Raw genomic sequence first — 13524 nt, 5'->3', positions numbered from 1 at the left:
GTGGTATAGTCAAAAAAACAACACAAATCGCATAAGCAACATACATAAATTAATATAAGAGGCTCTTATATCTATGGATCAGACACGCACTCTGGAAAGTTTCCTTGCCCATGTTCAGCAGCGCGACCCGCACCAAAGCGAGTTCGCGCAGGCCGTTCGTGAAGTGATGACCACCCTGTGGCCCTTCCTTGAACAAAATCCGCGTTACCGTCAGATGTCTCTGCTTGAACGCCTTGTCGAGCCAGAGCGCGTGATCCAATTCCGCGTGACGTGGGTTGACGATCGCAATCAGGTGCAGGTCAATCGTGCGTGGCGCGTACAGTTTAACTCAGCCATTGGCCCGTTTAAGGGCGGCATGCGCTTCCACCCGTCCGTAAACCTGTCGATTCTGAAGTTCCTCGGCTTCGAGCAGACCTTTAAAAACGCCCTCACCACGCTCCCGATGGGCGGCGGGAAAGGCGGCAGCGATTTCGATCCGAAAGGCAAAAGCGAAGGCGAAGTGATGCGCTTCTGCCAGGCGCTAATGACCGAACTGTATCGTCATCTTGGTCCTGACACCGACGTTCCTGCCGGTGATATCGGCGTCGGTGGACGTGAAGTGGGCTTTATGGCCGGGATGATGAAAAAACTCTCCAATAACAGCGCCTGCGTCTTTACCGGCAAGGGGCTGTCGTTTGGCGGGAGTCTGATCCGCCCGGAAGCGACCGGATACGGCCTGGTTTACTTCACCGAAGCCATGCTCAAGCGTCACGGCTTAGGTTTTGAAGGGATGCGCGTCGCGGTGTCCGGCTCCGGTAACGTGGCGCAGTACGCTATTGAGAAAGCGATGCAGTTTGGCGCTCGCGTGGTAACCGCCTCTGACTCCAGCGGCACGGTGGTGGATGAAGCGGGCTTCACGGCGGAGAAACTGGCGCGCCTGTGTGAAATCAAAGCCAGCCGCGACGGTCGCGTGGCGGATTATGCCCGAGAGTTTGGCCTGACCTACCTGGAAGGGAAACAGCCGTGGGGCGTGCCGGTGGATATCGCTCTGCCGTGCGCAACGCAGAACGAGCTGGACGTGGACGCCGCGCGTACATTGATTAGCAATGGCGTGAAAGCCGTAGCCGAAGGGGCGAATATGCCGACCACCATCGACGCGACGGACCTGTTCCTGGACGCGGGCGTGCTGTTTGCGCCGGGCAAGGCCGCTAATGCGGGCGGCGTGGCGACCTCCGGCCTCGAGATGGCGCAAAACGCCGCGCGTATGGGCTGGAAGGCGGAGAAAGTGGATGCGCGCCTGCACCACATCATGCTGGATATTCACCATGCCTGCGTGGAGTACGGTGGTGAAGCATCGCAAACCAACTACGTGCGCGGGGCGAATATTGCCGGGTTCGTGAAGGTGGCAGATGCGATGATTGGGCAGGGCGTGATTTAAGCTCTCGCTGCATTCTCGCCCTTGTAGGCCCGGTAAGCGTTAGCGCCACCGGGCTTTTTTCAGGCCGCAGAGCTGCTTTTCGCCGGGTGGCGGCTGCGCCTTACCCGGCCTACGGTTTAAGAGGCTGCCGCGCTCTTTTTCTTTTTAAACGGTTTCTTCGCGCCACCACCGGGTGCAACCATCCCTCTGAACGTTTTCACCGGCGTGCTGCGCGCCTGATCGATCAGCTGGTAAAGCGTCCCAACCAGCGGCTGCATAAAGTCCTGATAGCGGCACTGCTTCTCGCTGATCTGCGTCAGCACCGACTCCCAGTGCGCGGTCATGTCCGGCCTCGCGGCCAGCTCTGGCAAGGAGTGAATCAGTGCCCGGCCCGGCTCTGTCGAATGGATATAGCGCCCTTTTTTCTCGAGAAAACCACGCTTAAACAGCAGCTCGATAATCCCCGCGCGGGTTGCTTCCGTACCCAAGCCGTCGGTGGCGCGGAGGATCTTCTTCAGATCTTTATCCTGCACAAAACGGGCGATCCCGGTCATGGCGGAAAGCAGCGTCGCGTCGGTGAAATGGCGCGGCGGCTGGGTCTGACGCTCAACCACTTCGCCCTTCTCGCACAGCAGCTCGTCATCTTTAGCGACCACCGGCAGCGGCGTGCCGTCGTTCTCCTCGTCGCGCTCTTTGTTACCGAGCAGCGTGCGCCAGCCCGCTTCCGCAAGGAAACGCGCTTTGGCGACAAACTTGCCTTTGGCAATCTCAAGCTCAATGACGCATTTACGGAACACCGCGTCCGGGCAGAACTGCATCAGGTACTGACGGGCGACCAGGTTGTACACCTTCGCTTCGTTCTCGGTCAGATTGACGCTGCTGGCACGCGCCGTCGGGATAATCGCATGGTGGGCATCCACCTTTTTATCATCCCAGCAGCGGTTATGGGTGTCCGGGTTGACCGCCGGCTGCGGGAGCAGATCCGGCGCATGCACGCCGATGGCGTTCATCACCGAGTGACGTCCGGCAAAGTGTTCCTCCGGCAGATAGCGGCTGTCCGAACGCGGGTAGGTGATGAGCTTATGGGTTTCGTAGAGCTTTTGGCAGATATCCAGTACGTTCTGCGCGCTCAGGCCAAACTTTTTAGCTGCCTCAATCTGAAGTGCAGAAAGCGAAAACGGCAGCGGCGCGGGTTCTGATTCCCGTTTATCGTTATAGCTGGTGACGATAGCGGGCTGCCCGGTAATGCGGTTAACCACGTGATCGGCCAGCGGACGATGGAGCAGACGCCCCTCTTCATCCTGGTATGACTCGCAGGCGTCGCTCGGCTGCCAGACGGCGGTAAAGCGCTCGTCTTTTGGGGTGACGATATGCGCTTTCACTTCAAAGAAATCTTTGGCGACGAAATTTTCAATCTCTTCATCACGGCGAACCACCAGCCCCAGCACCGGCGTCTGCACGCGGCCCACGGAGAGCACGCCCTGATAGCCCGCGTTGCGCCCGAGGATGGTGTAGGCGCGAGTCATATTGATACCGTACAGCCAGTCGGCACGCGCACGCGCCAGTGCGGAAACGCACAGCGGGATAAACTCGCTGTTGGCGCGCAGGCGCGAGATCGCCCGCTCGACGGCCTGCGGGTTGAGGTCGTTAATTAAACAGCGCTGCACCTGCTGGCGCTTTTCCGGCGCCAGCTCCAGGTAGTCAAGCACTTCATCGACCAGGAGCTGCCCTTCCCTGTCCGGGTCACCCGCATGCACGATTTCAGCCGCTTCATGCAGGAAGCGCTTGATCACGTTGAGCTGTTTTGTGACCGAAGGCCGTGGCTGCAGGCGCCATTTTTCCGGCACGATAGGCAGATCGTTCAGGTTCCAGCGGGCGTAGCGGCTGTCGTAGACATCCGGCTGCGCCTGCTCAAGCAGGTGACCAATACACCAGGTGACCACCTGCCCGTTACCGCATTCGATGAAGCCGTCGCCTTTGCGATGCGGTTTAGGCAGCACATCGGCAATGGCGCGGGCCAGGCTCGGTTTTTCGGCAATAAACAACCGCATCGAATTAACGGATCTCAATCATCGGTCGGCCGCCGCGCGCGGTCACCAGCTCGCCGATCGCCGTCAGGGTGATGCCAAACTCAGCGGCGGTCGCCTGAACGTCGGCTTCGGATCCCGGCGTCACCGCCAGCAGCAGGCCGCCGGAGGTTTGCGGATCGCACAGCAGGTTGCGCCACGCTTCAGGCATTTCGCCCATCAGGTGACCGTAGCTGGCGAAGTTGCGCTGGGTACCGCCCGGCACCGCGCCCTGAGCAATATACTCTTCCACGCCCGGCAGCTTCGGCACGTCCTGATACCAGACCTGCGCCTGGACGCCAGCGCCCTGGCAGACTTCACTCAGGTGCCCCAGCAGACCAAAACCGGTCACGTCGGTCATCGCCTTCACGCCGTCGATATTGGCGAAAGCCGCACCCGCGAGGTTCATCTGGCACATCACTTCCGTTGCCAGACCAACATGCTCGGGCTTCAGCAGGGATTTTTTCTCGGCGGTGGTGAGTACGCCAATGCCCAGCGGCTTGGTGAGGAACAGCTTGCAGCCCGCCTGCGCGGTGCTGTTGCGCTTCACGCGCTCGGTCGGTACCACGCCCGTAACGGCCAAGCCGAAGATCGGCTCCGGCGCATCGATAGAGTGACCACCGGCCAGGGCAATCCCTGCCTGCTGACAGGCAAAGCGTCCGCCCTCAATCACATCGCGGGCAATCTCAGGTGGAATGGTGTTAATCGGCCAGCCCAGAATGGCAATCGCCATGATCGGCTTACCGCCCATCGCGAAGATATCGCTGATGGCGTTAGTCGCCGCAATGCGCCCGAAATCGAACGGGTTGTCGACAATCGGCATAAAGAAGTCAGTGGTGCTGATAATGCTGGTGCCGTTACCTAAGTCATAAACCGCTGCATCGTCACGCGTTTCGTTACCGACAAGCAGGTTCGGGTCGACAAACTTCGCCTGTTCACTGTGCAGGATGGTCTCCAGCACTTTCGGGGAAATTTTACAACCGCAACCGGCTCCGTGGCTGTATTGCGTTAAACGAATGGTTTGCTCGCTCATGGACGTCTCCTGTCATCTCAATCGCGCTATGGTAGCGCTCATTCCATAAAGAGGTAAGTATGACTGTCTGAATTCTGCGGCGGATGCTCAGAATCCAGACAGTTTAGCGCGGGTTATCAGAAACGGCTGACGAAAGGCGTGGTGTCCGGCACGCTGATGGTGCTGGAGGCTTTAAGCTGCGGGGTGCCAAGATAGAGGAAGCCGACAATTTTATCGTGCTCGCCACAGGCAAAGCCCTCACGCACGACCGAACTTTCGGTCAGCGGTCCGGTGCGCCAGATGCCATTGAAGCCCTGCGCGACGGCGGCCATTTGCATCGCCATCACCGCGCAGCCAGCGGACATTTCCTGCTCCCAGACCGGCACCTTGTGGTCGGCCTGACATTTCGCCACGACAGCGATGATCATCGGCGCGCGGAACGGCGCACTGCGGGCTTTATCAATCCCTTTCTCATCCTGACCAGCAGCAACCGCGCCTTTTTCCAGTAATTCACTGAAGCGGTCGCGGCCTTCGGCTTCAATCACAAAGAAGTGCCAGGGCTGGAGCGTGCCATGATCCGGCGCCCGCAGGCCCGCACGCAGAATGTTTTCCAGCTGCTCGCCCGCTGGAGCAGGCTCGGCCAGACGCGACGCGCTACGGCGGTTAACAAGCAGTTCAAGTGCATCCATTGGTTAACTCCTTTCTTGAAATTTACTCACAAAATTAACACGACGGCAGATTTTGTTACAGCGTGTCAGGCGATTCCTGCTGACAAGTGGCGGTTGGGTCATTACGATAGCCCAACATTACCGTCACGTGGCGACGGAAACAGTCATTTTCTGGTTAGGGAGAATACATGCGAACCCTTTGGCGAATCTTTGCCGGTTTCTTTAAATGGACGTGGCGACTGCTCAACTTCGTCCGCAACCTGGTGATGAACATCTTTTTCATCTTCCTGGTGCTGGTTTGCGTAGGCGTCTGGATGCACATCAGCAACGCCAACCAGGCTCAACATTCAACCCGCGGGGCGTTGTTACTCGACATCACCGGCGTCATCGTGGATAAACCATCCACCAGCAACCGTCTGGGCGTGATTGGCCGCCAGCTGTTTGGCGCAACATCCGACCGCCTGCAGGAAAACTCCCTGTTCGATATCGTCGATACCATTCGTCAGGCCAAAGACGACCGCAACATCACCGGGATCGTGCTGGATCTGAAAGATTTTGCCGGAGGCGATCAGCCTTCCATGCAGTACATCGGTAAAGCGCTGCGCGAGTTCCGCGACAGCGGCAAGCCGGTGATTGCCGTGGGCGACAGCTACAGCCAGGGGCAATATTATCTGGCGAGCTTTGCCAATAAAATTTGGCTCTCGCCGCAGGGTACGGTCGACCTTCATGGTTTTGCCACCAACGGGCTGTATTACAAGTCGCTGCTCGACAAGCTGAAAGTCACCACCCACGTCTTCCGCGTCGGCACCTATAAATCTGCCGTCGAGCCGTTTATCCGTGACGATATGTCCCCTGCCGCCCGTGAAGCGGACAGCCGCTGGATTGGCGAACTGTGGCAGAACTATCTCGGCACCATCGCCGCCAACCGTCAGATTACCGCTGAACAGGTCTTCCCTGGCGCACGCGGCATGCTGGACGGGCTGCGTAAGGTTGACGGCGATACCGCGAAATATGCGCTCGACAACAAGCTGGTTGATGCACTCGGCTCCAGTGCGGATGTCGAAAAAGCGCTGACCAAACAGTTTGGCTGGAGCAAAGAGGATAAAAACTTCAGCGCCATCAGCATGTATGACTACGCAGCGAAAAAACCGGATGAGACCGGCGACAGCGTTGCCGTGGTCTTCGCTAACGGCGCTATTATGGACGGCCAGGAGACGCCGGGGAACGTTGGCGGTGACACCACCGCCTCGCAAATCCGCGATGCGCGCCTTGACCCGAAAGTGAAAGCGATTGTTCTGCGCGTAAACAGCCCTGGCGGCAGCGTGAGCGCTTCTGAGGTGATCCGCGCGGAACTGGCCGCGGCACGCGCTGCTGGCAAACCGGTGGTGGTATCAATGGGCGGAATGGCCGCATCGGGCGGGTATTGGATCTCGACGCCAGCGAACTACATTGTCGCCAACCCAAGTACATTGACCGGCTCTATCGGCATCTTCGGGGTGATCAACACCGTGGAAAACAGTCTGGACTATCTGGGCGTGCATACCGATGGCGTTTCCACTTCTCCGCTGGCGGATGTGTCGGTGACGAAATCTCTGCCGCCTGAAGTCTCTGAGATGATGCAGCTCAGCATTGAAAACGGGTACAAGCGCTTCATCACGCTGGTTGCCGACTCGCGTAAAAAGACGCCAGAACAGATTGACCAGATTGCGCAGGGCCACGTCTGGACCGGACAGGACGCGAAGAACAACGGACTGGTAGACAGCCTGGGTGACTTTGACGACGCCGTTAAGAAAGCGGCCGAACTGGCGAAGCTTAAGCAGTGGCACGTTGAGTATTATCAGGACGAGCCGTCGTTCTTCGATATGGTGATGGACAGCATGTCCGTTTCCGTTCGCGCCATGCTGCCGGAGGCACTGCAGGCTTACCTGCCTGCGCCTGTTGCCACGGCGGCGAAAGCGATGAAGGCGGAAAGCGATAAACTCGCGGCCTTTAATGATCCACAGAGTCGTTACGCGTTTTGCCTGACCTGCGCGAACGTCCGTTAAAAACCGTCCCCTCTTTCCACGAAGAGGGGATTTTTTCTTTTGAAGAACAAGAACTCACACCCATGCAGAAGAAATCGATTTATGTAGCCTACACTGGCGGTACCATCGGGATGCAGCGCTCTGAAAATGGCTATATTCCTGTCTCCGGCCACCTGCAGCGTCAGCTTGCACTGATGCCTGAATTCCACCGCCCGGAAATGCCTGACTTTACCATCCACGAATACGAGCCGCTGATGGACTCCTCCGACATGACGCCGGAAGACTGGCAGCACATCGCGGATGATATTAAAGCCCATTACGACCAGTACGACGGCTTTGTGATCCTGCACGGCACCGACACCATGGCGTTTACCGCTTCCGCGCTCTCCTTCATGCTGGAGAATCTGGGCAAGCCGGTTATCGTCACTGGCTCGCAAATCCCGCTGGCGGAGCTGCGCTCGGACGGCCAGATCAACCTGCTGAATTCCCTTTACGTGGCGGCCAATTACCCGATCAACGAAGTGTCGCTGTTCTTCAACAACCGTCTTTACCGCGGCAACCGCACCACCAAAGCACACGCCGACGGCTTCGACGCCTTCGCCTCACCTAACCTGCAGCCGCTGCTGGAAGCGGGTATTCATATCCGTCGTCTGGGCACGCCGCCTGCGCCGAACACTGCCGGTGAGCTGATTGTGCACCCGATTACCCCACAACCGATTGGCGTGGTGACGATTTACCCTGGGATCTCTGCGGACGTGGTACGTAACTTCCTGCGTCAGCCGGTGAAAGCGCTGATTTTGCGCTCTTACGGCGTCGGCAACGCCCCGCAGAACGGCGAATTCCTGAAAGAGCTTCAGGAAGCCAGCGAGCGCGGGATCGTGGTGGTGAACCTGACCCAGTGTATGTCCGGCAAGGTGAACATGGGCGGCTACGCCACCGGCAACGCGCTCGCACATGCCGGAGTCATCAGCGGCTTCGATATGACCGTTGAGGCAACGCTGACTAAACTTCACTATTTACTGAGCCAGGATCTGGACATCCAGTCCATTCGTAGCGCGATGATGCAAAACCTGCGCGGCGAACTGACCCCGGACGAATAAGGAGGCCACATGAAGCAACGCGCTCTGTTACTGGTCGATTTGCAAAATGATTTCTGCGCGGGCGGCGCGCTGGCCGTCGCGGAAGGTGACAGCACCGTTGATGTGGCGAATACGCTGATTGACTGGTGCAAAGCCCGCGGCGAGGCGGTTGTCGCAAGCCAGGACTGGCACCCGGCGAACCACGGCAGCTTTGCCAGCCAGCACGACGTTGCGCCCTTCACCCAGGGTGAACTCGACGGGCTGGCGCAAACCTTTTGGCCGGATCACTGTGTTCAGCAGACGGAAGGCGCGGAGCTGCATCCGCTCCTGAATCAAAAGGCCATCGACGCGGTGTTCCATAAAGGGGAAAACCCGACTATCGACAGCTATAGCGCGTTTTTTGATAACGGGCATCGCCAGAAAACGGCGCTGGACGCATGGTTACGTCACCACGAAATCACGGAGCTGATTGTGCTGGGCCTGGCGACGGATTACTGCGTGAAGTTTACCGTGCTGGACGCGCTCCAGTTGGGGTATACCGTCAGCGTCATCACCGACGGCTGCCGCGGGGTGAACATTAACCCGCAGGACAGCGCCCAGGCGTTTATGGATATGGCCGCCGAAGGCGCGACCCTGTATACGCTTGAAGACTGGCTGGAAACGCAGGCGTAAGCCTTTTTAGCCGGGTGGCGGCGTTGCCTTACCTGGCCTACTTTCTCTGGATTTGTAGGCCGGGTAAGCGCAGCGCCACCCGGCCCCCCCTCTCCGATCTCCCATAAAGTGAACTCCCTCGCATCCTTAGCGAAGCGGCAATGCTATTCTCATCAGGCTATTTTTCCGCCACCCTTTTTCTGTGGCGTGGTTTTTTTGATAAGTCAAAGAGGAACTTGTATGAAACGTTTGCCCTTGCTGGCAGCATTACCCTTGCTTTGCGCGTCAGTTGCCTCCGCCAGTCCCCTGATGTCCGTGGGCTACTTTAACGGGGGTGGCGATGTCACCGCCGGACCGGGTGGCGATATCAATAAGCTGGACGTCCGCCAGATCACCCACCTGAACTACTCGTTTGGTCTGGTTTACAACAATGAGAAAGACGAAACCAACGCTGCGCTAAAAGATCCGGCAAAGCTGCATCAAATCTGGCTATCCCCAAAAGTCGCCTCCGACCTGGCACTGATCCCGACCCTGCGTAAACAAAACCCGAACCTCAAAGTGCTGCTTTCTGTTGGCGGCTGGGGGGCGCGTGGCTTCTCTGGCGCAGCGGCAACTAAAGAGACGCGCGCGGTGTTCATCCGCTCCGCGCAGGAGATCGTCGATAAATACGGTCTGGACGGGATCGATCTCGACTGGGAGTATCCAGTCAACGGCGCGTGGGGGCTGGTTGCCAGCACGCCTGCCGACCGGGATAACTTCACCGCCCTGCTGAAAGAGATGCGTGAGGCGTTCGGGCAGAAAAAACTGGTCACCATCGCGGTAGGCGCGAATGCGGAAAGTCCGAAAAGCTGGGTGGATGTCAAAGCCATCGCCCCGCTGCTCGACTACATCAACCTGATGACCTACGACATGGCGTACGGGACGCAGTATTTCAACGCGAACCTGTATGACTCCAGCGCCTGGCCGACAGTAGCCGCGGCCGATAAATACAGCGTCGATTTTGTGGTGAACAATTATCTGGCCGCCGGGCTGAAGCCACAGCAGATGAACCTCGGGATCGGTTTCTATGGCCGCGTGCCGAAACGCGCCGTCGAGCCGGGGATCGACTGGACGAAAGCGGATGCGCAAAAAAATCCGGTGACCCAGCCCTACTTCGGACCTCAGGAGATCGGGGTGTTCAAGTCACTCGGCTATGACCTGACCAAAGATACCTACGTGAAGTACAACGATATCGTGAAGAACCTGTTGAACGATCCGCAGAAGCGCTTTACCGAGCACTGGGATGACCAGGCGAAGGTGCCGTGGCTGTCGGTGAATTCTGCCGACGGGAAGGCGCTGTTTGCGATTTCCTATGAGAACCCACGTTCTGTGGCGATCAAAGCGGACTACATCAAAGAGAAAGGTCTGGCAGGGGCGATGTTCTGGGAGTACGGCGCGGACGACAACAACCAGTTAGCGAAGCAGCTGGCGGAGTCGCTCGGGATCCCGCATAAGCAGTAAGACAATCAAGCCCTCTCCCCGTGGGAGAGGGTTGGGTGAGGGCATCAACCCGCACCGTTATTGCATTTTCATCGTCGCAATCGGCTTCGGCGTGATGCCGAAGTCTTCTTTCAGCTCGCGCTTGCTTTTCATCACCATCTGGCCTTTGGTATCGATAGTCATGTGCTGCGCGTCAGTGTTGTTGCGCGCCTGCCATAACATCACCAGCTGCAGGCTGTTCTCTTTTTGCTCCGGGGTGAGCGCCACACCATCAGGCCATTTTCCCAGTTCAACGGCCGTCACCAGACGCTGATAAACCTCCGGTGTCATACCGCTAATCATGTCATCAATATTCATGATGTCTCCCTTTTAAAGGAATAATTTGCTGAATCGATTTTTCAACCTTTAGTGTGATCGCCATTTTCGTCATCAGTGAAGCTTAACGAAGCTGAATTCACGCAAAAACGCTCACCCGTTGGCTGAGGCCCATCGGGGAAGACATGCCCGAGGTGCGCATCACAGTTTCCGCAACGAATTTCAGTGCGTACCATGCCGTGCGAGGAGTCCGTCAGATAGCGGATCGCGTCATCGCTAACCGGCTCGTAAAAGCTCGGCCAGCCACAGCCTGAATCATATTTTGTTTGCGAATTAAACAGCGGCGCATCGCACACCAGACAGTGGTAGACGCCGTCTCGTTTGTTGTGCAGTAAACGCCCGGTGAATGGCGGTTCCGTTCCGTGGTTCTGCGTCACGTAAAACTGCATTTCTGTGAGGTTTTTTTTCAAATCGTCGGGGTTACGTTGGTTCGACATATGCTTACATCTCGCTGTAGAAACAGACATCTTCTGACCCGAATTCTAACAAAACATTAACACCCTTGCGTGCACTTTTGTTCTAAACTTATGTGTCGCGAAAAGGCGGTCAGGCAATTGTGATCTGTTTCACATTTTTATCCTGCGAGGCCTTTAAAATCCCGGCCGCAGCCCCCATGTGGTTGCTAGCTCAAAGGGAAAGTGAGGCGAGTCAGTCGCACAAACGTTAGTCACAGGATTGATTTGTCGCAATGATTGACACGATTCCGCTTGACGCTGCGTAAGGTTTTTGTAATTTTACAGGCAACCTTTTATTCACTAACAAATAGCTGGTGGAATATATGACTATCAAAGTAGGTATCAACGGTTTTGGCCGTATCGGCCGTATTGTTTTCCGTGCTGCTCAGAAACGTTCTGACATCGAAATCGTTGGTATCAACGATCTCCTGGACGCTGAATACATGGCGTACATGCTGAAGTACGACTCAACTCACGGTCGTTTCGACGGCACCGTTGAAGTGAAAGACGGCCACCTGGTTGTTAACGGTAAAACCATCCGCGTTACTGCTGAGAAAGACCCAGCTAACCTGAAATGGAACGAAATTGGTGTTGACGTTGTAGCTGAAGCTACCGGTATCTTCCTGACCGACGAAACCGCACGTAAACACATCACCGCTGGTGCGAAGAAAGTTGTTCTGACTGGTCCTTCCAAAGACAACACCCCAATGTTCGTTCGTGGTGCTAACTTCGAAAAATACGCTGGCCAGGACATCGTTTCCAACGCATCCTGCACCACCAACTGCCTGGCTCCACTGGCTAAAGTTATCAACGACAACTTCGGTATCGTTGAAGGCCTGATGACCACCGTTCACGCAACTACCGCTACTCAGAAAACTGTTGATGGCCCGTCTCACAAAGACTGGCGCGGCGGCCGTGGCGCAGCTCAGAACATCATCCCATCTTCTACCGGTGCTGCTAAAGCTGTAGGCGTTGTACTGCCAGAGCTGAACGGCAAACTGACTGGTATGGCGTTCCGCGTTCCAACTCCTAACGTATCCGTTGTTGACCTGACCGTTCGTCTGGAAAAAGCTGCTTCTTATGAAGAAATTAAGAAAGCAATCAAAGCTGCTTCCGAAGGCGCAATGAAAGGCGTTCTGGGCTACACCGAAGACGACGTTGTATCTACCGATTTCAACGGCGAAGTGTGCACTTCCGTGTTCGATGCTAAAGCAGGTATCGCACTGAACGACAACTTCGTTAAACTGGTTTCCTGGTACGACAACGAAACCGGCTACTCTAACAAAGTACTGGACCTGATCGCTCACATCTCCAAATAAGTTGAGATGAGTGTTTGATCCAAAAAGGCGACTTCGGTCGCCTTTTTTATTGTTTTAAGACAGAGGATTGCTTAATGATTAATAAAATTTTTGCACTTCCGGTAGTCGAACAACTTACCCCTGTGCTCTCCCGCCGTCAGATCGACGGTGCTGATATTATCGTTGTAGACCATCCGCGCGTAAAAGCTTCCGTGGCGCTGAACGGCGCTCACCTGCTCTCCTGGAAACCGGAAGGAGAAGTGGAAGGCTTATGGCTGAGCGATGCGACCTCATTCAAAAAAGGGGCGGCTATCCGTGGCGGCGTGCCGATCTGCTGGCCATGGTTTGGCCCTTCCGCGCAACCGGGTTTGCCGTCTCACGGTTTTGCCCGTAATCAACAGTGGACGCTGAAAGCACACAACGAAGATGATAACGGCGCGGTGCTGACCTTTGAACTGCAGGCAAACGATGAAACTCGCGCCCTGTGGCCGCACGATTTCACCCTTTATGCCCGCTTCAAGCTGGCGAAAACCTGCGAAATTGAGCTGGAAGCCCATGGCGAGTTTGAAACCACGTCAGCCCTGCACACCTATTTCAACGTGGGTGATATTAGCGCGGTAAAAGTGAGCGGTCTTGGTGATACCTTTATCGACAAGGTGGATAACGCGAAGCAAGGCAAGCTGAGCGACGGCGTGCAAACGTTCCCTGACCGTACCGACCGCGTTTACCTGCACCCGGAAGCATGCAGCGTGATCCATGACGGTGCCCTGAATCGCGGTATTGAAGTGGTTCATCACCATCACAGCGACGTAGTCGGCTGGAACCCAGGCCCGGCGCTTTCTGTCAGCATGGCGGACGTAACGGATGACGGTTATAAAACCTTTGTTTGCGTAGAAACCGCCTGCGTGAGCACGCCGCAGAAAGCAAGCGAAGAAAAACCATCCCGTTTAGGACAGACGATTAAGATTGTGAAGCGTTAATATTGTTCTGTTGCACCAAAATAAAACAAACGGGGCGCAAG

12 protein-coding genes are annotated in these 13524 nt (G+C 56.5%); 7 read left to right on the top strand and 5 right to left on the bottom strand.

The window, feature by feature from the left end; all coding sequences use genetic code 11:
* Positions 1-73 precede the first annotated feature (73 nt).
* Positions 74-1417 (top strand): NADP-specific glutamate dehydrogenase, encoded by a 1344-nt coding sequence (gdhA, locus tag ACTJJA_RS04955; RefSeq protein WP_120158880.1) that lies wholly within the window; start codon positions 74-76, stop codon positions 1415-1417.
* A 116-nt stretch (positions 1418-1533) separates the two neighbouring features.
* Here gdhA and ACTJJA_RS04950 read toward each other — a convergent pair whose 3' ends face one another.
* From ACTJJA_RS04950 to ACTJJA_RS04940, 3 genes are all read right to left on the bottom strand, one after another.
* Positions 1534-3447, bottom strand: a complete 1914-nt coding sequence (locus ACTJJA_RS04950; RefSeq protein ID WP_323343443.1) for a DNA topoisomerase III — start codon at positions 3445-3447, stop codon at positions 1534-1536.
* Positions 3448-3451: 4 nt separating this feature from the next.
* Positions 3452-4495: a selenide, water dikinase SelD gene (gene selD / locus ACTJJA_RS04945; RefSeq protein WP_108416788.1), complete on the bottom strand. Its 1044-nt coding sequence runs from the start codon at positions 4493-4495 to the stop codon at positions 3452-3454.
* Between the two features lie 116 nt (positions 4496-4611).
* Positions 4612-5163, bottom strand: coding sequence for an NAD(P)H nitroreductase (locus tag ACTJJA_RS04940; protein ID WP_440666496.1), 552 nt, complete (start codon positions 5161-5163; stop codon positions 4612-4614).
* Between the two features lie 167 nt (positions 5164-5330).
* Here ACTJJA_RS04940 and sppA point away from each other — a divergent pair, with 167 nt between their 5' ends.
* The 4 genes from sppA (at position 5331) to ACTJJA_RS04920 (ending at position 10396) form a co-directional block, all read left to right on the top strand.
* Positions 5331-7187, top strand: coding sequence for a signal peptide peptidase SppA (sppA, locus tag ACTJJA_RS04935; RefSeq protein ID WP_100166984.1), 1857 nt, complete (start codon positions 5331-5333; stop codon positions 7185-7187).
* Positions 7188-7249: 62 nt separating this feature from the next.
* On the top strand, positions 7250-8266 hold the full coding sequence (gene ansA, locus ACTJJA_RS04930) for an asparaginase (RefSeq protein WP_010430087.1): 1017 nt from the start codon (positions 7250-7252) through the stop codon (positions 8264-8266).
* Positions 8267-8275: 9 nt separating this feature from the next.
* Entirely contained in the window at positions 8276-8917 is a 642-nt protein-coding gene (gene pncA, locus ACTJJA_RS04925) for a bifunctional nicotinamidase/pyrazinamidase (RefSeq protein ID WP_042718414.1), read from the top strand.
* A gap of 219 nt (positions 8918-9136) precedes the next feature.
* Entirely contained in the window at positions 9137-10396 is a 1260-nt protein-coding gene (locus ACTJJA_RS04920) for a glycoside hydrolase family 18 protein (protein ID WP_440666493.1), read from the top strand.
* Between the two features lie 57 nt (positions 10397-10453).
* Here the strand turns inward: ACTJJA_RS04920 and ACTJJA_RS04915 are convergent, their stop codons facing one another.
* Entirely contained in the window at positions 10454-10732 is a 279-nt protein-coding gene (locus ACTJJA_RS04915) for a YeaC family protein (RefSeq protein ID WP_010430080.1), read from the bottom strand.
* Between the two features lie 41 nt (positions 10733-10773).
* A complete protein-coding gene (gene msrB, locus ACTJJA_RS04910) occupies positions 10774-11187 on the bottom strand; it encodes a peptide-methionine (R)-S-oxide reductase MsrB (RefSeq protein WP_010430078.1) in 414 nt (137 codons plus the stop codon).
* A gap of 341 nt (positions 11188-11528) precedes the next feature.
* On the opposite strand from msrB, the gene gapA reads away from it, so the two are divergent.
* A complete protein-coding gene (gene gapA / locus ACTJJA_RS04905) occupies positions 11529-12524 on the top strand; it encodes a glyceraldehyde-3-phosphate dehydrogenase (RefSeq protein ID WP_010430074.1) in 996 nt (331 codons plus the stop codon).
* A gap of 74 nt (positions 12525-12598) precedes the next feature.
* Complete coding sequence (locus ACTJJA_RS04900; protein ID WP_440666490.1) at positions 12599-13483, top strand: D-hexose-6-phosphate mutarotase; 885 nt, start codon at positions 12599-12601, stop codon at positions 13481-13483.
* Positions 13484-13524: the final 41 nt, after the last annotated feature.

Source organism: Enterobacter sp. 22452 (genome assembly GCF_052045065.1).
Taxonomy (GTDB): Bacteria; Pseudomonadota; Gammaproteobacteria; order Enterobacterales; family Enterobacteriaceae; genus Enterobacter; species Enterobacter mori.
The sequence above is the reverse complement of the archived record's forward strand: the minus strand, read 5'-3'. Positions and strand labels throughout refer to the sequence as shown.

Bases quoted from the DNA above. Each gene is read 5' to 3' on its own strand.
- gdhA (WP_120158880.1), top strand. From the start codon at position 74: ATGGATCAGACACGCACTCTGGAAAGTTTCCTTGCCCATGTTCAGCAG.
- ACTJJA_RS04950 (WP_323343443.1), bottom strand. From the start codon at position 3,447: ATGCGGTTGTTTATTGCCGAAAAACCGAGCCTGGCCCGCGCCATTGCC.
- pncA (WP_042718414.1), top strand. From the start codon at position 8,276: ATGAAGCAACGCGCTCTGTTACTGGTCGATTTGCAAAATGATTTCTGC.
- ACTJJA_RS04900 (WP_440666490.1), top strand. From the start codon at position 12,599: ATGATTAATAAAATTTTTGCACTTCCGGTAGTCGAACAACTTACCCCT.
- sppA (WP_100166984.1), top strand. From the start codon at position 5,331: ATGCGAACCCTTTGGCGAATCTTTGCCGGTTTCTTTAAATGGACGTGG.
- gapA (WP_010430074.1), top strand. From the start codon at position 11,529: ATGACTATCAAAGTAGGTATCAACGGTTTTGGCCGTATCGGCCGTATT.
- msrB (WP_010430078.1), bottom strand. From the start codon at position 11,187: ATGTCGAACCAACGTAACCCCGACGATTTGAAAAAAAACCTCACAGAA.
- ACTJJA_RS04940 (WP_440666496.1), bottom strand. From the start codon at position 5,163: ATGGATGCACTTGAACTGCTTGTTAACCGCCGTAGCGCGTCGCGTCTG.
- ACTJJA_RS04915 (WP_010430080.1), bottom strand. From the start codon at position 10,732: ATGAATATTGATGACATGATTAGCGGTATGACACCGGAGGTTTATCAG.
- ACTJJA_RS04920 (WP_440666493.1), top strand. From the start codon at position 9,137: ATGAAACGTTTGCCCTTGCTGGCAGCATTACCCTTGCTTTGCGCGTCA.
- selD (WP_108416788.1), bottom strand. From the start codon at position 4,495: ATGAGCGAGCAAACCATTCGTTTAACGCAATACAGCCACGGAGCCGGT.
- ansA (WP_010430087.1), top strand. From the start codon at position 7,250: ATGCAGAAGAAATCGATTTATGTAGCCTACACTGGCGGTACCATCGGG.